General features: G+C 72.4%; 15 protein-coding genes. 12 read left to right on the plus strand and 3 right to left on the minus strand.

The window, feature by feature from the left end; all coding sequences use genetic code 11:
• Positions 1-18 precede the first annotated feature (18 nt).
• The 5 genes from sucB to D581_RS0115390 all read left to right on the plus strand — a co-directional run bounded on the left by sucB (position 19) and on the right by D581_RS0115390 (position 7,376).
• Complete coding sequence (gene sucB / locus D581_RS0115365; RefSeq protein ID WP_018958107.1) at positions 19-1,863, plus strand: 2-oxoglutarate dehydrogenase, E2 component, dihydrolipoamide succinyltransferase; 1,845 nt, start codon at positions 19-21, stop codon at positions 1,861-1,863.
• A 148-nt stretch (positions 1,864-2,011) separates the two neighbouring features.
• The gene (locus D581_RS0115370) at positions 2,012-2,635 is read left to right on the plus strand and encodes a GntR family transcriptional regulator (protein WP_018958108.1); all 624 of its coding nucleotides are present in this window, start codon (positions 2,012-2,014) and stop codon (positions 2,633-2,635) included.
• Positions 2,636-2,962: 327 nt separating this feature from the next.
• Positions 2,963-5,635 carry a pyruvate dehydrogenase (acetyl-transferring), homodimeric type gene (aceE, locus tag D581_RS0115375; RefSeq protein ID WP_018958109.1) on the plus strand — a complete coding sequence of 891 codons (2,673 nt, stop codon included), beginning with the start codon at positions 2,963-2,965 and terminating at the stop codon, positions 5,633-5,635.
• A 173-nt stretch (positions 5,636-5,808) separates the two neighbouring features.
• Positions 5,809-6,792 carry a helix-turn-helix transcriptional regulator gene (locus D581_RS0115385; protein WP_018958111.1) on the plus strand — a complete coding sequence of 328 codons (984 nt, stop codon included), beginning with the start codon at positions 5,809-5,811 and terminating at the stop codon, positions 6,790-6,792.
• 62 nt (positions 6,793-6,854) lie between these two features.
• Positions 6,855-7,376, plus strand: coding sequence for a DUF4240 domain-containing protein (locus tag D581_RS0115390; protein WP_018958112.1), 522 nt, complete (start codon positions 6,855-6,857; stop codon positions 7,374-7,376).
• Between the two features lie 22 nt (positions 7,377-7,398).
• Here D581_RS0115390 and D581_RS0115395 read toward each other — a convergent pair whose 3' ends face one another.
• Positions 7,399-7,926, minus strand: coding sequence for a GNAT family N-acetyltransferase (locus D581_RS0115395; RefSeq protein ID WP_018958113.1), 528 nt, complete (start codon positions 7,924-7,926; stop codon positions 7,399-7,401).
• Positions 7,927-7,988: 62 nt separating this feature from the next.
• Between D581_RS0115395 and D581_RS0115400 the strand changes: the two genes are divergently transcribed.
• Both D581_RS0115400 and D581_RS0115405 read left to right on the plus strand, forming a co-directional pair.
• Positions 7,989-8,888, plus strand: coding sequence for a TIGR01777 family oxidoreductase (locus D581_RS0115400; RefSeq protein WP_018958114.1), 900 nt, complete (start codon positions 7,989-7,991; stop codon positions 8,886-8,888).
• 350 nt (positions 8,889-9,238) lie between these two features.
• The gene (locus tag D581_RS0115405; RefSeq protein ID WP_018958115.1) at positions 9,239-10,651 is read left to right on the plus strand and encodes an FAD-dependent oxidoreductase; all 1,413 of its coding nucleotides are present in this window, start codon (positions 9,239-9,241) and stop codon (positions 10,649-10,651) included.
• 36 nt (positions 10,652-10,687) lie between these two features.
• Here the strand turns inward: D581_RS0115405 and D581_RS0115410 are convergent, their stop codons facing one another.
• Positions 10,688-12,364, minus strand: coding sequence for an NsdA family TPR-like regulatory protein (locus D581_RS0115410; protein WP_018958116.1), 1,677 nt, complete (start codon positions 12,362-12,364; stop codon positions 10,688-10,690).
• Positions 12,365-12,698: 334 nt separating this feature from the next.
• Here D581_RS0115410 and lipB point away from each other — a divergent pair, with 334 nt between their 5' ends.
• The 4 genes from lipB (at position 12,699) to D581_RS0115430 (ending at position 15,981) form a co-directional block, all read left to right on the plus strand.
• Positions 12,699-13,556: a lipoyl(octanoyl) transferase LipB gene (lipB, locus tag D581_RS0115415; protein ID WP_018958117.1), complete on the plus strand. Its 858-nt coding sequence runs from the start codon at positions 12,699-12,701 to the stop codon at positions 13,554-13,556.
• A gap of 235 nt (positions 13,557-13,791) precedes the next feature.
• Positions 13,792-14,772 (plus strand): lipoyl synthase, encoded by a 981-nt coding sequence (gene lipA, locus D581_RS0115420; protein ID WP_018958118.1) that lies wholly within the window; start codon positions 13,792-13,794, stop codon positions 14,770-14,772.
• A gap of 270 nt (positions 14,773-15,042) precedes the next feature.
• Positions 15,043-15,243, plus strand: a complete 201-nt coding sequence (locus D581_RS0115425; protein WP_018958119.1) for an SCO2195 family GlnR-regulated protein — start codon at positions 15,043-15,045, stop codon at positions 15,241-15,243.
• Positions 15,244-15,273: 30 nt separating this feature from the next.
• Positions 15,274-15,981 (plus strand): DUF4191 domain-containing protein, encoded by a 708-nt coding sequence (locus tag D581_RS0115430; RefSeq protein WP_018958120.1) that lies wholly within the window; start codon positions 15,274-15,276, stop codon positions 15,979-15,981.
• Between the two features lie 160 nt (positions 15,982-16,141).
• Here D581_RS0115430 and D581_RS0115435 read toward each other — a convergent pair whose 3' ends face one another.
• On the minus strand, positions 16,142-16,549 hold the full coding sequence (locus tag D581_RS0115435; protein ID WP_018958121.1) for an RDD family protein: 408 nt from the start codon (positions 16,547-16,549) through the stop codon (positions 16,142-16,144).
• Positions 16,550-16,830: 281 nt separating this feature from the next.
• On the opposite strand from D581_RS0115435, the gene glnA reads away from it, so the two are divergent.
• Positions 16,831-18,240 carry a type I glutamate--ammonia ligase gene (glnA, locus tag D581_RS0115440; RefSeq protein ID WP_018958122.1) on the plus strand — a complete coding sequence of 470 codons (1,410 nt, stop codon included), beginning with the start codon at positions 16,831-16,833 and terminating at the stop codon, positions 18,238-18,240.
• Positions 18,241-18,253 lie beyond the last annotated feature (13 nt).

Raw genomic sequence — 18,253 nt, forward strand, 5'->3', positions numbered from 1 at the left:
TAAGGAGCAACTGAAACCATGTCGGTTTCCGTAACCCTTCCGGCGCTCGGCGAGAGCGTCACCGAGGGCACTGTCACCCGTTGGCTGAAGGCCGAGGGCGAGCGCGTCGAGGCCGACGAGCCGTTGCTCGAGGTCTCGACCGACAAGGTCGACACCGAGATCCCGGCCCCCGCGTCCGGTGTTCTGACCTCCATCAAGGTCGCCGAGGACGAGACCGTCGAGGTCGGCGCCGAGCTGGCCGTCATCGACGACGGCTCGGGCGCGCCGACCGAGGCCGAAGCCCCGCAGGCCGAGGCTCCCGCCGCCGAGGCCCCCGCCGCCGAGCCCGCCTCCACCCCGGCCCCGCAGGCCGAGGAGGCGCCCACCGCCCCGTCGACCGAGACCGAGGCTCCGGCCCAGGCCCCGACCGCCGAGGCGACCACCGGCGCTTCGTCCGCCGAGGGCACCGACGTCACCCTCCCGGCGCTCGGCGAGAGCGTCACCGAGGGCACCGTCACCCGCTGGCTCAAGGAGGTCGGCGAGGAGGTGGCCGAGGACGAGCCGCTGCTGGAGGTCTCCACGGACAAGGTCGACACCGAGATCCCCGCCCCGGTCGCCGGTGTGCTGCTGGAGATCGTGGTCGGCGAGGACGAGACCGCCGAGGTCGGCGCCAAGCTCGCCGTCATCGGCGCTCCGGGCGCGGCCCCGGCCGCCGCTCCGGCGCAGCCCGCCGCCCCGGCCCAGGAGGCCCCGAAGCAGGAGGCCCCGAAGGCCGAGGCCCCCAAGGCCGAGGAGCCGAAGCAGGAGGCCCCTGCGGCTCCCGCCCCGGCCCCCGCGGCTCCGGCTCCGGCCGCTCCGGCCCAGGCCCCGGCGGCTCCCGCCGCCCCGGCGCCGGCGCAGCCCGCCCCCGCCGCCCCGGCGCCGGCCGCCCCGGCCGCGCCCTCCGGTGACGACGGCGCGTACGTCACGCCGCTGGTCCGCAAGCTCGCGTCCGAGAACAACGTGGACCTGAGCGCGGTCAAGGGCACCGGCGTCGGTGGCCGTATCCGCAAGCAGGACGTGGTCGCCGCCGCGGAGGCCGCCAAGGCCGCCGCGGCCGCTCCGGCCCCGGCAGCCGCTGCTCCGGCGGCCGCCAAGGCGCCGAAGCTGGAGGCGTCCCCGCTGCGCGGTCAGACGGTCAAGATGACCCGCATGCGCAAGGTCATCGGCGAGAACATGATGAAGGCGCTGCACTCGCAGGCCCAGCTGACCTCGGTCGTCGAGGTCGACATCACCAAGCTGATGAAGCTGCGCAACCAGGCGAAGTCCGCCTTCCTCGCCCGTGAGGGCGTCAAGCTGTCCCCGATGCCGTTCTTCGTGAAGGCGGCGGCCCAGGCGCTGAAGGCCCACCCGGTCGTCAACGCCCGGATCAACGAGGACGAGGGCACCATCACGTACTTCGACTCGGAGAACATCGGCATCGCCGTGGACGCCGAGAAGGGTCTGATGACCCCGGTCATCAAGGGTGCGGGCGACCTGAACATCGCCGGCATCGCCAAGAAGACCGCGGAGCTCGCGGGCAAGGCGCGCGGTGGCGGCCTGACGCCGGACGACATGTCCGGCGCCACCTTCACCATCACCAACACCGGTTCGCGCGGTGCGCTGTTCGACACCGTCATCGTGCCCCCGAACCAGGCGGCCATCCTGGGCATCGGCGCCACGGTCCGCCGTCCGGTGGTCATCGACCACCCGGACCTCGGCGAGACGATCGCGGTGCGCGACATGACGTACGTCGTGCTCTCCTACGACCACCGTCTGGTGGACGGCGCGGACGCCGCCCGCTACCTGACGTCGGTCAAGGCGATCCTGGAGGCGGGTGAGTTCGAGGTCGAACTCGGCCTCTGAACTGCCCGGCTGTAACCAGCCTCACCAGCGGCGCCCCCGTCCGGAACTCATCCGGGCGGGGGCGCCGCCGTATTGTCTAACCACCACAGAAGGCCTACCGCCGCCGTGATGATGTAGGCAGCACCGGTCTGCCCTGAAGGAGCCCTCCATGACCCCGCCCGTCGTCCACTCGCTGCGCGAACAGATCCGCGAGCACATCGTGGAGGGGATCGTCAGCGGGCGCTGGAAGCCGGGTGAGCGGATCGTGGAGCGCCGCATCGCCACCGAGCTGGAGGTCAGCCAGACGCCCGTGCGCGAGGCGCTGCGCGAGCTGGAGACGCTGCGGCTGATCGAGTCGGCCCCCAACAAGGGCGTACGCGTCCGCAACCTCACCGCGGCCGATCTGGAGGAGAGCTACCCGGTCCGGGCCGGGCTGGAGCAGATCGCGGCGGAGCTGGCGGCCCCGCGGCTCGGCCGGGACTGCTCGGCGCTGGCCCCGCACGTGGCCGCGCTGTACGAGGCGGACCGGCTGGCCGACGGCGAGGCGCAGGTACGGCACACGGTCGGCTTCCACCGGGAGATGGTGCGGGCGGCCGGGAACGCGGTGCTGCTGCACACCTGGGAGGGGCTGGGCATCGAGGTGTTCACGGCCCTGTCGATCCGCTGGCTGGGCACGGTGCAGAAGTCGTACGCGGAGGAGCACCAGGCGCTCATCGACGCGTTCCTCGCCGAGGACCCGGCGATCGGGGCCCTGGTGAAGGCGCACGTGCTCGGCTGCGCGCCCCGGGCCTGAGCCTTCCCGGTGCCGACGAGCTTCCCGGCGCCAGCGAGCTTCCCGGCGCCCTTCGCCCGACGACCCCTGTGAAGCTCCGATCATCTGCCGCCCAGCCTGCTCTTCCGTGCAGGTCAGCGCCCCATTTGCACGCTATTTCGCGTCACTCCGTGCCCCCTTTCGAGGCACCCCATGCCACTTTTCTTCGTATCGAGAAGTTTTGCCTTCAATCCTTTGATCGATCATCGATCAGCGCCTTACAGTTCATCCGCGGGCCCACCGGCCCCATCGCCCTGTCCTGCCAGCCAGGGCCTTCTCCACCCCCCTCCTCTCCGGAAGGCGGCGATCATGACCGACCCCGTAGGAAAGCTTCCGAGCGAGCTCGACCAGCTCCCGGACCGTGACCCCGAGGAGACCGCCGAATGGGCGGCCTCCCTGGACGCCGTCACCCAGGCCGCCGGCCCGCACCGTGCCGCGTACCTGATGCGCCGCTCGCTGCAGCACGCCGAGGGCGCCGGTCTCGCGCTGCCCAAGCTGCTGGAGACCGATTACGTCAACACCATCCCGACCGCCGCCGAGCCCGCGTTCGACGGCGACCTGGAGATGGAGTCGCGGATCACCGCGTGGAACCGCTGGAACGCGGCCGCGATGGTGACCCGGGGAGCCAGGTACGGGGTCGGCGGCCACATCGCCACCTTCGCCTCGGCCGCCTGGCTCTACGAGACCGGCTTCAACCACTTCTTCCGCGGCAAGGAGGGGGACGGCTCCGGCGACCAGCTCTACATCCAGGGCCACGCCTCCCCCGGCATCTACGCCCGCGCCTTCCTCGACGGCCGGCTCAACAAGCGGCAGCTGGACAACTTCCGCCAGGAGACGGGCGGCGACGGTCTGCCGTCCTACCCGCACCCCCGGCGGCTGCCCTGGCTGTGGGAGTTCCCCACCGTGTCGATGGGCCTCGGCCCGCTCTCGGCCATCTACCAGGCGCGCTTCAACCGCTATCTGACCAACCGCAGCATCAAGGACACCGCCAACTCGCACGTCTGGGCCTTCCTGGGCGACGGCGAGATGGACGAGCCCGAGTCGACGGCCGCCCTCGCGCTGGCCTCCCGTGAGCAGCTCGACAACCTGACCTTCGTCATCAACTGCAACCTGCAGCGCCTCGACGGCCCGGTCCGCGCCAACTTCCGCGTGGTCCAGGAGCTGGAGGCGCAGTTCCGCGGGGCCGGCTGGAACGTCGTCAAGACGCTCTGGGGCAACGCCTGGGACGAGCTGTTCCAGCTGGACACCACGGGCGCGCTGCTGCGCCGCCTGCGGGAGGTCCCGGACGCGCAGTTCCAGACGTACGCCACCCGCGACGTCGCCTACATCCGCGAGCACTTCTTCGGCGCCGAGCCCGCGCTCGCCGAGCTGGCGAAGCTGCTCACGGACGCGAAGATCGGCGAGTGTTTCTACACCTCGCGCGGCGGCCACGAGGCCCGCAAGGTGTACGCGGCGTACAAGGCGGCCGTCGAGCACAAGGGCGCGCCGACCGTGATCCTGGCCCAGACGGTCAAGGGCTACACGCTCGGCAAGGGCTTCGAGTCCAAGAACGCCAACCACCAGATGAAGAAGCTGTCGATCGACGAGTTCAAGGGCATGCGCGAGCTGCTCGGCCTCCCGATCCCCGACAGCGCCTTCGAGGACGGTCTCGTCCCCTACGGCCACCCCGGCGCCGACTCCCCCGAGGTCCGCTACCTCCAGGAGCGCCGTGCCGCCCTCGGCGGCCCCGCCCCGGCCCGCCGGATGCACGCTTCCGCGCCGCTGCCGCAGCCCGAGGAGCGCGCGTTCAAGGCCCTGTACAAGGGGTCCGGCAAGCAGGAGATGGCTACCACCATGGCGTTCGTCCGCCTGGTGAAGGACCTGATGCGGGACAAGGAGACCGGCAAGCGCTGGGTGCCGATCGTCCCGGACGAGGCCCGTACCTTCGGCATGGAGTCCCTCTTCCCGTCCGCCGGCATCTACTCGCCGCTGGGGCAGACGTACGACCCGGTCGATCGCGACCAGCTGATGTACTACAAGGAGGCCAAGGACGGCCAGATCCTCAACGAGGGGATCACCGAGGCCGGGTCCATGGCCGACTTCATCGCCGCCGCCACGTCGTACGCGACGCACGGCGAGACGATGATCCCGTTCTACATCTTCTACTCGATGTTCGGCTGGCAGCGGACCGGCGACCAGATGTGGCAGCTCGCCGACCAGCTCGGCAAGGGCTTCATCGTCGGGGCGACGGCGGGCCGTACGACCCTGACGGGTGAGGGCCTCCAGCACGCGGACGGCCACTCGCACCTGATCGCGGCCACCAACCCGGCCTCGCTCAACTACGACCCGGCGTTCGCGTACGAGGTCGCGGTGATCGTCAAGGACGGCCTGCGCCGGATGTACGGCCCCGAGGCCGAGGACGTCTTCTACTACCTGACGGTCTACAACGAGCCGAAGCCCCAGCCCGCGATGCCCGAGGGCGTCGAGGAGGGCATCGTCAAGGGCCTGTACCGCTTCAAGGAGGGCACGCCCGCGAAGGCGGACGCGCCGCGCATCCAGCTGCTCTCCTCCGGTACGGCGATCCACTGGGCCCTGGAGGCCCAGGAGTTGCTGGCCGCCGACTGGGGTGTCACGGCCGACGTCTGGTCCGCCACCTCGTGGGGCGAGCTGCGCCGCGACGCGCTGGAGGCCGACGAGGCGCTGCTCCGCGGTGAGCAGCGGGTCCCGTACGTGACGCAGGCGCTCTCCGGCGCTCCGGGCCCGGTGCTCGCGGTCAGCGACTGGATGCGCCAGGTCCCGGACCAGATCAGCCAGTGGGTGGAGCAGGACTGGTCCTCGCTCGGCACGGACGGCTTCGGCCTCTCCGACACCCGCGCCGCGGCCCGCCGCCACTTCGGCGTCGACGCCCAGTCGATCGTGGTGGCCTCGCTGGCCCAGCTCGCCAGGCGCGGCGAGGTCCCGGCCTCCGCGATCAAGGAGGCCCGGGAGCGCTACGGGCTCTGAGCCCACTCCCGTACGGCCCCCCTCCTACACGAGGTCCTGTACGAAGTCCTGTACGAAGTCCTGTACGAAGCCGAAGCCCCCGGTCACCGGAGCGTGCGCGTCCGACAACGCGCCCGCCCGGCGGCCGGGGGTTCCGGCGTGGTCCACCGTGCCGGTGCCGCCACAATGGGGCCATGCGCGCTGCCCGGCTGATCAAGATGGTGCTGCTTCTGCAGGCCCGACCCGCGATGACCGCCGCCGAGCTGGCGGCCGAGCTGGAGGTGTCGGAGCGTACGGTCACCCGGGACGCGCAGGCGCTCTCCGACGCGGGCGTCCCGGTGTACGCGGAGCGCGGCCGGGCCGGCGGCTACCGGCTCGTCGGCGGCTACCGCACCCGGCTGACCGGCCTCGCCCGGGACGAGGCGGAGGCGCTGTTCCTCTCCGGGCTGCCCGCCGCGCTGCGCGAGATGGGGCTGGAGGACGCGGCGTCGGCCGCCCGCCTCAAGGTGTCGGCGGCGCTGCTGCCCTCCCTCCGCGACGCCTCCTCCTCCGCCGCCCGGCGCTTCCACCTGGACGCGCCCTCCTGGTACCACGAGCCGGAGACCCCCGGACTGCTGCCCGTCATCGCCGACGCGGTCTGGGACGACCGGCTGCTGCGGGCCCGCTACCGCCCGGGCGGGGGCCGCGAGCAGGAGGGGAGGGAGGTGGCGCGGGAGCTGGCTCCGTACGGTCTCGTCCTCAAGGCCGGGGTCTGGTACCTCTGCGCCCGGGCGGGCGAGGACTTCCGGGTCTACCGGATCGACCGCTTCACCGCCGTGGAGCCCGCCGACGAACGGTTCGACCGGGACGGGACCTTCGACCTGCCCGGGTTCTGGGAGGAGCGGGCCACCGGGTTCGCCCGGTCCCTGCTGCGCAGTGAGGTGACCGTACGGGTGTCCGAGCGCGGGGCGCGGATGCTGGCGTACACCGGTGACCGGGCGGCGGCCGCCACCGCGCTCGCGGAGGCCTCCGAGCCGGGTCCGGACGGCCTGCGCACCCTCACGCTGCCGGTGGAATCGCTGGATGTGGCCTATGGCCAGCTGCTGGCGCTGGGGCCCGAGTTGGAGGTCCTGGCGCCCGAGTCGCTGCGGATCCGGTTCGCGGACGCCGCCGAACGCCTGCGCGAGATGTATCGCTGAAAGGCGTCAATTCGGTGTCTGCGCGTGCGGGAGCCCCCGGCAGGCTGGATGCTGGACCCGTGATGGACGAAACGGAATTCTGGGAGATCATCGACAGCACCCGCGAGGCCGCCGAGGGCGACCCCGAGGACCACGCCGACCTGCTGGTGGAACGGCTGGTGCAGCTCGATCCCGATTCCGTGCTGGACTTCGCCCGGCACTTCGAGGCCCGCTACAACCGCGCCTACCACTGGGATCTGTGGGGCGCGGCCGCCGTGCTGCTGGGCGGGGCGAGCGACGACGCGTTCGACTACTTCCGCTGCTGGCTGATCGGCCAGGGCCGGGAGGTCTTCGAGGGGGCGCTGCACGATCCGGACGGCCTGGCGGAGTCGCTGGAGGAGTTCGACGAGCAGATCGACGGGGACGGCGAGGAGCTGGGCTACGCGGCCGACGAGGCGTACGAGCAGCTCACCGGTGTGGTCGCGCCGGACCTGGGGCTGCCGCCGCAGGCCGCGGAGCCGCTGGGCTCCCCGGTCGACTTCGAGGACGAGGAGGCGCTGGCCGCCCGCTTCCCCGAGCTGTGGGACCGCTTCGGGCCCCGGTAGCTCCCGTCCGGCCGCCCGGTGCTCAGGCGGGGCCGAGCGAGCGTCCCATGCAGACGTCGTCGACGTAACGCCCGTTCAGGAAGAACTCCCCGGGCAGCACCCCTTCGACGGCGAAGCCCTCGGAGGCGTACAGGGCGCGGGCGGGGTCGTTGTGCGCGAGCACCCGCAGCGTGATCCGGTTGGCGCCCTGGCGGCGGGCCTCGGCGAACGAGGCCCGCAGGAGGGTCCGCCCCACGCCGGCCCCGCGCGCCCAGGTCGCCACGGCGAGGCCCCGTATCTGGCGGACATGGGCGTTGGCGGCGAGCGGGGTGGGCGGGACGAGGCGTATGTACCCGGCGATGCGGGGTCCGTCGCCCTCCGTCTCCGCGTCCGCCTCCACCACGAGGAAGTCCTCCGGCGGGTTCCGCTCCCCGAAGAAGGGGTCGTACGGGGGCGTCGGCCGCGGCAGGACCGCGTGCAGCGTCGACCAGGTGGACCGGTCGAGCTCGGCGAGCTGGTCGTCGTCGGCGGGCGCGGCGGTGCGGACGGGGCGGAGGGTGAGTGCGGCCATGGGGTCACTTTGTCACGCGGTGCCCCCGGTGTTCGAGGCGTTTCATGGGGCAGGATGGGCCCATGCCGAGCTCCCGTATCGCCGTCAGCGGATCGTCCGGACTCATCGGGGCCGCGCTGGTGCGCTCGCTGCGCGCCGACGGGCACGAGGTGGCCCGCCTGGTGCGCCGCGCCGCCAGAACCGGCGACGAGGTCGAGTGGGACCCCCAGCGCGGTTACGTGGACGTGGCCGGCCTCGTCGGCTGCGACGCCGTCGTGCACCTGGCCGGGGCCGGGGTGGGCGACCACCGCTGGACCGACGCCTACAAGCGGGAGATCCGGGACAGCCGGGTCCTGGGGACCGCCGCCGTCGCCGAGGCCGTCGCCTCGCTGGACACCCCGCCCCGCGTGCTGCTCGCCGGGTCCGCCATCGGCTTCTACGGCGACACCGGGGACCGCCCGGTGGACGAGGGCGCGCCGCCCGGGGACGGGTTCCTGCCCTCGGTCTGCGAGGAGTGGGAGGCGGCCACCGCCGCCGCCGAGGAAGCGGGCGTCCGCACGGTGCACGCGCGGACCGGGCTGGTCGTCGGCCGCGAGGGCGGGGCCTGGGGGCGGCTGTTCCCGCTGTTCAAGGCGGGGCTGGGCGGGAAGCTGGGCAACGGCCGCCAGTACTGGAGCTTCATCGCGCTGCACGACCATGTCGCGGCGCTGCGCCACATCCTGGACACCGAGACGCTGACCGGCCCGGTGAACCTGACCGGACCGAAGCCCGTCACCAACGCCGAGGTGACCGCCGCGATGGGGCGGGTGCTGCGCCGCCCGACGCTGTTCCCCGTGCCGGCGCCCGCGTTGCGGCTCGCGCTCGGTGAGTTCGCGGAGGACGTGCTGGGCAGCCAGCGAGTGATCCCGGCGAAGCTGCTGGACTCCGGCTTCTCGTTCGCCTTCCCCGGCATCGACGCGGCGATCCGCGCCGCGCTGCGCTGATCCGGCCGCGCGTCCACCGGTCCCTCGCGGCGGTCATACGCCGTTCTCGCGGGGCCGACCGGCCGCGGTAGCGGATCCTCGCGGGGGCCTCCGGTCGCGGTAGCGGTTTCCCACGAGGCCACCGGCCGCACTCACCGTTTCTCATGTGGCCGACCGGCGCGCTTTCCGTTTCTCACGTGGCCGACCGGTCTCACCGGGGCGCGTGTGCGACCCCGTGCCCCCGTGCTCCCCGGCACGCGCGTCTGACCGAGTATCAGCCATCATCCTAGCTTCGTTGCGAACTCCGGCATTCCGGGGGCCTGTCGGGGGCAAGAGCCCCCCACCAGTCGCACCGACTCGGGGAGGGGCACGTGCGCAGCACGGCACACCACGCAGACGTGATCATCATCGGGGCCGGAATCGCCGGCCTGTCAGCGGCCCACCTGCTCGTCCGGGCGGGGCTCGGCGTCAGTGTCCTGGAGGCCGAGCCCCGGGTGGGCGGCCGGCTCACCACCGACGAGACGGACGGGTTCCGGCTCGACCGGCTCGGCCCGCTCCTCTGCACGTCCTGGCCCGAGCTGACCGGCACCCCGGGGCTCAGCGCTCCGGAGCTGCGGGAGTTCGCGCCGGGCGTCCTGGTCCACAGCGAGGGCCGCCGCCAGCTCACCGGCGACATACGGAGCGCGAGGGGCGCACTCAAGGCAGTGCGCACCCGTTCGAGCGCCCCACGAGCCGCCCGAGCCCCCCGAGCCGCCCGGGCTTCCCGTACGCCCTGGGCGGCGCAGAGCGCGTACGGGCACGAGCACGGCGCCCCGGCGCGCGGGGGCGGCCGGGGCGCCGTGGTGACCGGTGCGATCGACCGGGCCCGGCTGGGCGCGGCGCTGTCCCGGCTGGCGGCCACCCCGCAGGCCCGGCTCCTGGCCCGCCCGGAGCGGACCGCCGGGGACGCCCTGCCCGGCGTCGGCCTGCCCGCCCGTACGGTGGACGGCGTCCTGCGCCCCCTGCTCACGGCCCTGCTCAGCGACCCCGCCCTCACCACGTCGAGCCGGCGCGCCGATCTCGCCCTGCGGGACTACGCACGCGGCGGCCTGTGCGTACCGGCGGGCGGGTCGTCCGAGCTGCCGGAGCTGCTGGCGGCCGCGCTGCCGCCGGGCACGGTCCGGACCGGGGTGCACGTCACGGCCGCCGACATCACCTCCGTACGCACCAAGGAGCACGGTGAACTGGGGTGCCGCTCCCTGCTGCTGGCGACCGGCGCGGGGGCCGCGGCCGAGCTGCTGCCCGGTCTGCGGGTGCCGTCCTTCCACCCGGTGACGGTCCTTCACCACACCGCGCCCGCCCCGCCGCCCACGGGCAGGTCGCTGGTGCTGGACGGCGACCGGTCGGGCCCGGTGGCGTACACCGCGGTGATGAGCGAGGTCGATCCGTCGCGGGCGCCGGAGGGCCGGACGCTGATCACCTCCACGGTGCTCGGGACCCCGCCGCCGGACCTGGACCGCTCGGTGCGGACGCACCTGGCGGCGCTGTACGGGGTGCCGACGGACGGCTGGGAGCTGCTGGCGGCCCATCACGACCCGGAGGCGGTACCCGCGATGGAGGCCCCGCACGATCCGCGCCGACCGGTGCGGGTGCTGGCCGGGCTGTACGTGTGCGGCGACCACCGCGACACGAGCACGGTCCAGGGCGCGCTGCACTCGGGGCGGCGGGCGGCCGAGGCGATCCTGACCGACCTGGCGGTCCCGGGCACGCGCGAGGGGAGCCCGCGCCTGCCGGATGCCGCGTGACGCACCCGGCCGCGCCCCGGCCACGCACCCGGCGGGTCAGCCGAGGGCGGCGACCCGGTCGCGGTAGCCGCGTACGGCGACCGCGTCCCGGTAGGGCTCCAGGCTGCGCTCGAAGGCGCGTACGTACTCGGCGGCGCGCACCGAGCGCATCTCGGCCGCCTGCTGGGCCGCCTCCGCGCCCAGCAGGCAGGCCTGGTCCAGCTCGCCCAGGCCCAGCCGGGCCGAGGCGAGGACCACCCGGCAGAACAGCCTGCTCCGGGCGTACGCCGGTGCGCGCAGCTGGAGCGACCGCTCGGCGTGCTGGGCGGCGGCCCGCCACTGCTGGAGGTCGCGGTGGCAGTGGCCCAGCTCGTCGGCGAGCTGCGCCTCGTCGAAGGTCCGGGCCCAGTGCGGCACCTCGTCGCCGGGGCGCGCGGTCTCCAGGGCGTGCTCGGCCCGGGTCAGGGCGGCGGTGCAGGAGCGCGCCTCGCCGAGCACGGCGTGCCCGCGCGCCTCGACCGCGTGCAGCAGCGCCTGGACGAGGAGCGGGGCGGCCGAGCCGACGCCCTGCTGGGCCACGCGGGCGAGCTGGACGGCCTCCCTGCCGTGCCCGAGGTAGACCGCCTGGCGGCTCATCGTGATCAGGACGTAGGCGCCGTATCCGCGATCCCCGGCGGCCTGGGCGAGCCGCAGCGCCTGGACGAAGTACCGCTGGGCCAGGCCGTGGGCGGCGATGTCGTACGAGGTCCAGCCGGCCAGCCGGGTCAGGTCGGCCACCGCGGCGAACAGGCGCCGTCCGGTGGCCTCGCCGTACGTGCCCCGGAGCATCGGCTCGGCCTCGTGCTCCAGGTACCGCACGAGGGCCTGCCGGGCGTGGCCGCCGCCGTAGGCGTGGTCGAGGGTGCGGAACAGCTCGCCGACCGAACGCAGCGCGGCGACGTCCCCGCCGCCGACCCGCTGTCCGGGGCCGCGGTCGGTCTGGCGCTGGCGCGGGACCATGGGCAGCGCCGCGGCCCCGGGCGACGCCCCGGCGGCGGGCGGGTGCGTGAGGGACCGGTGGGTGGCGGGCGGATGCGGGGCGGAGGGGTGCGTAGCGGGCTGGTGAGTGGCGGACGGGTGCGTGGCGGGCTGGTGAGTGGCGGACGGGCCCGGGGGCGTGGGCCGGCCCGGTCCGGTGGCCGGGCGCGGGAGTCCCCTGGCCTCGGTGCGCGGCGCCCCGTCCGGGCGGCCGGGCGAGGGGGCCGCGGCCTCTCCCCCGGCCCGGCGGGCGGCGGCGCCGTCCCGGGCCACCCATTCGTCGGCCCGGCCGATCAGCCAGTCACGGCTGGGGACGACGAGTCCGGCCGGGGTGAAGGCGATCTTGCGCAGCTCGACGTGGGTGCCGGAGTCCTTGCGCCAGAGACCGCTGACGATGTCGACCGCCTCGGCGGGGGTGGCCGCGAACTCCAGCCCCGCGTAGACGGGCGCGCAGGCGTCGAGCCCGAGGTCCTGGGCGGAGAGCCGCCGCCCGAGCCGTCGGGTGAACACCTCGGCGATCAGCGCGGGCGTGGTGCCGCGCGGCTGCTGCCCCCGCAGCCAGCGAGTGACCGAGGTTTTGTCGTACCGCAGGTCGAGGCCGTGTTCGAGGCCGAGCTGATCGACCCGGCGGGCCAGGCCGGCGTGCGAGAAGCCGGCTTCCGCGATGAGTGAGGCGAGTCTGCGGTTGGGCGTGCGCTGCGGGGGTCGTTCCGACATCAGCTGTACGGTCTCCTGCCTTCGGGGCCGGACGGGCAGCCCTCATGGGAACGGCGTGAATTTAGCGGCCACCGGAGCGGTCACAGCCGCCCTTTGCTCCACGTTCATCCGATCGTGTGAGGATTCCGGGCGGAGCTGACGGAAACGTCCGGCCCGTGGACGGTCCGGCCCCGGGCGGCGGACGGGCCCGGGACCGGACCCCGCACCGGCCCCGCACCTGCCGGGGGGCCGTCCGGGCGTCGGTCGTACAGTGGATGCGGGCGCGATCAGTGCAGGGTTCCGTCACCCCGGGGACACCCCTCCGGGCACCCGGGACCCACGTAGGGAGGCATCGGTGAGCGAACTGCGGTTCGTCCGTCTGGGCTTCGGCGAACAGGCCGTCGAGTACACGGAGGCTTGGCAGAAGCAGCGCGAGGTGCACGCGGACCGGTTCGAGGACCGGGTGCCGGACACCTGTCTGCTCCTGGAGCACCCGCCCGTCTACACCGCGGGGCGTCGCACGGCGGAGAGCGAGCGTCCGCTGGACGGCACTCCGGTCATCGACGTGGACCGCGGCGGGAAGATCACCTGGCACGGCCCCGGGCAGCTCGTCGGCTATCCGATCCAGAAGCTGCCGCGCCCGGTCGACGTCGTCGCGCACGTCCGTCGGCTGGAGGACGCGCTGATCCGCACGGCCGCCGACTTCGGCGTGGAGACCTCCCGGGTCGAGGGCCGCAGCGGCGTCTGGGTGCTCGGTGACCCGGTCGAGCAGCGCCAGGCGCTGGGCGGCCTCTCGCTGGACTTCGACCCGAGGCTCCAGGACGAGGAGTTCGACCCGCGGCTGAACGGCCCCGAGTACGCCCCGTCCAACGCCGGCCAGCGCCGCGAGGACCGCAAGCTGGCCGCGATCGGGATCCGGGTCGCCAAGGGCGTCACGATGCACGGCTTCGCGCTCAACGTGAACCCGGACAACACCTGGTTCGACCGGATCGTGCCGTGCGGCATCCGCGACGCGGGCGTCACGTCCCTCTCCAACGAGCTGGGCCGGGAGATCACCATCGAGGAGGTGCTGCCGGTCGCCGAGAAGCACCTGCGGGACATCCTGGAGAACGCGGAGCTCGCGCCGCGCGCGGTCGAGCAGCCGAAAGCCGCGTCCCCAGCTCCGGCCCCGGCTCCGGCCCCAGCCGCGTCCCCAGCTGCGGCCCCCGCCTAAGGGCCCACAGGCCATGCCGGCCCCACCGACCTTACCGACCAGTAGCCCCGACCGCCGCCACCGGCCGGGGAATAGGCCCCGTCGGCCGCAGGTTGGGCAGGCGTAAGGCCGTTCGATGTACGGGCGTACCCTGGTGTTCGCCAAAGAATCCCAAGCGATTCCCTCGCGCATCGCTCGCGCATCCCACGCGAACCCGACGCGAATCCAACGCAGCAGAGAGCAAAGGGGAGCCGGAGTGTCCGCTGTCGCACCCGACGGGCGCAAGATGCTGCGCCTGGAGGTCCGGAACAGCCAGACCCCCATCGAGCGCAAGCCCGAGTGGATCAAAACGCGGGCGAAGATGGGCCCCGAGTACAAGCAGCTGCAGCAGCTGGTGAAGGGCGAAGGGCTGCACACGGTCTGCCAGGAGGCGGGCTGTCCCAACATCTTCGAGTGCTGGGAGGACCGCGAGGCCACCTTCCTCATCGGCGGCGACCAGTGCACCCGGCGCTGCGACTTCTGCCAGATCGACACGGGCAAGCCGCAGGCGCTGGACCGTGACGAGCCCCGCCGCGTCGGCGAGTCGGTCGTCACGATGGACCTGAACTACGCCACCATCACCGGCGTCGCCCGCGACGACCTGGAGGACGGCGGCGCCTGGCTGTACGCCGAGACCGTCCGCCAGATCCACACGCTCACCGCGGAGCGGGAGGCGGGGGCGACCAAGGTCGAGCTGCTGATCCCCGACTTCAACGCCGAGCCCGAGCAGCTCGCCGAGGTCTTCTCCTCGCGCCCCGAGGTGCTCGCGCACAACGTGGAGACGGTGCCGCGGATCTTCAAGCGGATCCGCCCCGGCTTCCGCTACGAGCGTTCCCTGGAGGTCATCACCCGGGCCCGCGAGGCCGGTCTGATCACCAAGTCGAACCTGATCCTCGGCATGGGCGAGACCCGCGAGGAAGTCAGCGAGGCGCTCCAGGACCTGTACGACGCAGGTTGCGAGCTCATCACGATTACGCAGTACCTGCGCCCCTCGGTACGGCACCACCCGGTCGAGCGCTGGGTGAAGCCGCACGAGTTCGTCGAGCTGAAGGACGAGGCCGACGCGATCGGCTACTCCGGCGTGATGTCGGGCCCGCTGGTGCGGTCCTCGTACCGCGCGGGACGTCTCTTCCAGCAGGCGATGGAGGCGCGCGGCGTCGCCGCCGCCGGAAGCACTCAGGCCGCACCGGCCGTGTGAATCCGCTCACGAGCGACTACCGAGCAGTAACCGCACCGTCGAAGCGGTCCGGACGCTCCCCGCAGGTCGGGGACGCGTACGGACCGCTTCGGCGTGCGCGGCGCCGGAATCAAGGCTTCATTGGTGTTTGACCACCCGGTCATGCACTGGTAACACCGAGCAGTGACCCTGGGTACACATACGGCAGCGGCTCCAGCGGCCGCCGCCGTCACCGCTTCCCACACCCATCCGCGCCCCCGAGGCGCATCCGTTCCGAGGGGGAACACCACGATGCAGGCCGCACCGGTCCGCGCCCACGCCCTTCCGTCCGTCACCACCGCCCTGCGGGCCGTCGAGTCGCTGCTGCTGAGCAGCGGCCAGCGCACCGCCCGCCGCAACGCCTGGACGGCCGTCCTGGAGGACCGCCGCCGCGCCAAGGACCGGGTGGAGGCCCAGCACGTGCTGGAAGCCGTGGCCGACCAGCGTTCCTAGGTCGCTCCCACGCCACGTAAACTTCAGTACATGGCGAGGAAGGCAAAAACTGAAGGCGCGGACAGCGCCGAGAACGCAGGGCGGCTCAAGCAGATCGCCCTGACCTACAAGATGACCAGGCGGACCGACAGCAAGATCGGTCTTGTCGTCGCGGGTGTCGGAATCGTCACGTTCGGTGTCCTCCTCGGCATCGGCTTCGCGATCGGGCACCCGGTCTATCTGGGCATCCTGGGCTTCGTCCTGGCCATCCTCGCGATGGCGATCATCTTCGGCCGTCGCGCCGAGCGGGCGGCCTTCGGACAGATGGAGGGCCAGCCCGGAGCGGCGGCCGCCGTCCTGGACCGGATCGGACGCGGCTGGACCACCACCCCCGCGGTGGCGATGAACCGCAGCCAGGACGTCGTCCACCGGGCGGTCGGCAAGGCCGGCATCGTCCTGGTGGCCGAGGGCAACCCGAACCGGGTGAAGAGCCTGCTGGCGTCCGAGAAGAAGAAGATGGCCCGCATCGTGGTGGACGTGCCGGTGCACGACATCATCGTCGGCAACGGCGAGGGCCAGGTGCCGCTGAAGAAGGTCCGCACCAAGATGCTGAAGCTTCCCCGCGTCCTGACCGGCCCGCAGGTGACCTCCACCAACGACCGGCTGCGCGCGATGGGCGACCTGATGAGCAACATGCCGCTGCCGAAGGGCCCGATGCCCAAGGGCATGCGGATGCCGCGCGGCGGGAAGATGCGCTGACCACGGCGACAGACGTGAAACGGGGCGGCCCCGGACCGGTGAACGGTCCCGGGGCCGCCCCGTTTCTCATACCCGTGCTGCCAGGGGTGTCACATCCGGTTCCTCACGCCCGTCCCGGGGGTGTCACATCCAGTGGTTCCCCATGCCCCTACCGGGGAGGTCACATCCGGACCTGCACGGCACGCGCCAGCCGGTCGTGCAGTCCGCGCCCGTCGCGGTCCCAGACCAGCGCGGGGATGACGAGCAGGAGCAGGACGGTCCGCACGACGACCCGTACGAACCCGAGCCGCCCGCCGTCCTCAGCGACCACCCGTACGCCCAGGAGACGCTTCCCGGGCGTGCAGCCGATGGTGCCGACGGTCAGCAGGCTCATCACGAGGAAGACCCCGAGCGCCCAGTTCCCCGCCGCCTGCTGGTCACCGCGAGCGAGCAGCCCGTATGCGATCACCATGCAGAGCGACCAGTCGATGAAGAGGGCCCCGAAGCGCCGTCCGAGCGGAGCGACCGAGCCGGGCCCCTCCTCGGGCAGCCCGAGTCCCTTCCCGCGGTAGCCGAAGTCGGCGCCCATCTCCTCGGCGGCCGCGCGGGGCCCCGAGAGCCACGATCCGATTGCTTGCCTGTTGTCCACCCGTCCACGGTACTGCGCCCGTGTTTACCCCTGGCCGGGCGGGGCACCGGAAACAGTCGCGGAGATGCCTCCCACCACCGCCCCGGTTAACTTGGGCGAAACAAATGGGTCACGCTTGAGAAATCACGCCTGCCTATGGTCGGGTCCAGCGTGCGCCACCGCACTGGCCGCACCACGAGCTATAACCCCGTCCCTCCCGGGCCGGGAGTAGGAGGAGTTGGATGTTCCAGAACGCCGACGAAGTGCAGAAGTACGTAGCGGACAACGACGTCAAGTTCATCGATGTCCGGTTCTGCGACCTGCCCGGGGTGATGCAGCACTTCACGATCCCGGCAGCGACCTTCGACCCGGCCGAGGAACTGGCCTTCGACGGTTCGTCGATCCGCGGCTTCCAGGCCATCCACGAGTCGGACATGGCGCTGCGCGCGGACCTGTCGACGGCTCGGGTGGACCCCTTCCGCCGTGACAAGACCGTCAACATCAACTTCTTCATCCACGACCCGATCACGGGCGAGCAGTACAGCCGTGACCCGCGCAACATCGCCAAGAAGGCCGAGTCGTACCTCGCCTCGACCGGCTTCGCGGACACCGCGTACTTCGGCCCGGAGGCCGAGTTCTACGTCTTCGACAACGTCCGCTTCCAGACGTCGGCGAACGAGAGCTTCTACCACATCGACTCCGAGGCCGGCGCCTGGAACACCGGGTCGGAGGAGAACAACCGCGGCTACAAGGTCCGTTACAAGGGCGGCTACTTCCCGACCCCGCCGGTCGACCACTTCGCCGACCTGCGTGCCGAGATCTCCCTGGAGCTGGACAAGAACGGCCTCCAGGTCGAGCGCCAGCACCACGAGGTCGGCACGGCCGGCCAGGCCGAGATCAACTACAAGTTCAACACGCTGCTCGCCGCGGCGGACGACCTGATGCTCTTCAAGTACATCGTGAAGAACGTCGCCTGGCGCAACGGCAAGACCGCGACCTTCATGCCGAAGCCGATCTTCGGCGACAACGGCTCGGGCATGCACGTGCACCAGTCGCTGTGGCAGGGCGGCGTTCCGCTCTTCTACGACGAGCAGGGTTACGCCGGCCTCTCGGACATGGCCCGCTACTACATCGGCGGCATCCTGAAGCACGCCCCGTCGCTGCTGGCCTTCACCAACCCGACGGTGAACTCCTACCACCGCCTGGTCCCCGGCTTCGAGGCCCCGGTCAACATGGTGTACTCGCAGCGCAACCGCTCCGCCGCGATGCGCATCCCGATCACCGGCTCGAACCCGAAGGCCAAGCGCGTCGAGTTCCGCGCCCCGGACCCGTCCTCGAACCCGTACCTCGCGTTCTCTGCCCTGCTGATGGCGGGCCTGGACGGCGTGAAGAACAAGATCGAGCCGGCCGAGCCGATCGACAAGGACCTCTACGAGCTGGCTCCCGAGGAGCACGCCAACGTCCAGCAGGTCCCGACGTCCCTCCCGGCCGTGCTCGAAGCCCTGGAGGCGGACAACGAGTACCTCCAGGCGGGCGGCGTCTTCACGTCGGACCTGATCGAGACGTGGATCGACTACAAGCGCACCCACGAGATCGCCCCGATCCAGCTGCGCCCGCACCCGCACGAGTTCGAGCTGTACTTCGACCTCTAGGAACACCACGGGC

The organism is Streptomyces sp. CNB091 (assembly GCF_000377965.1).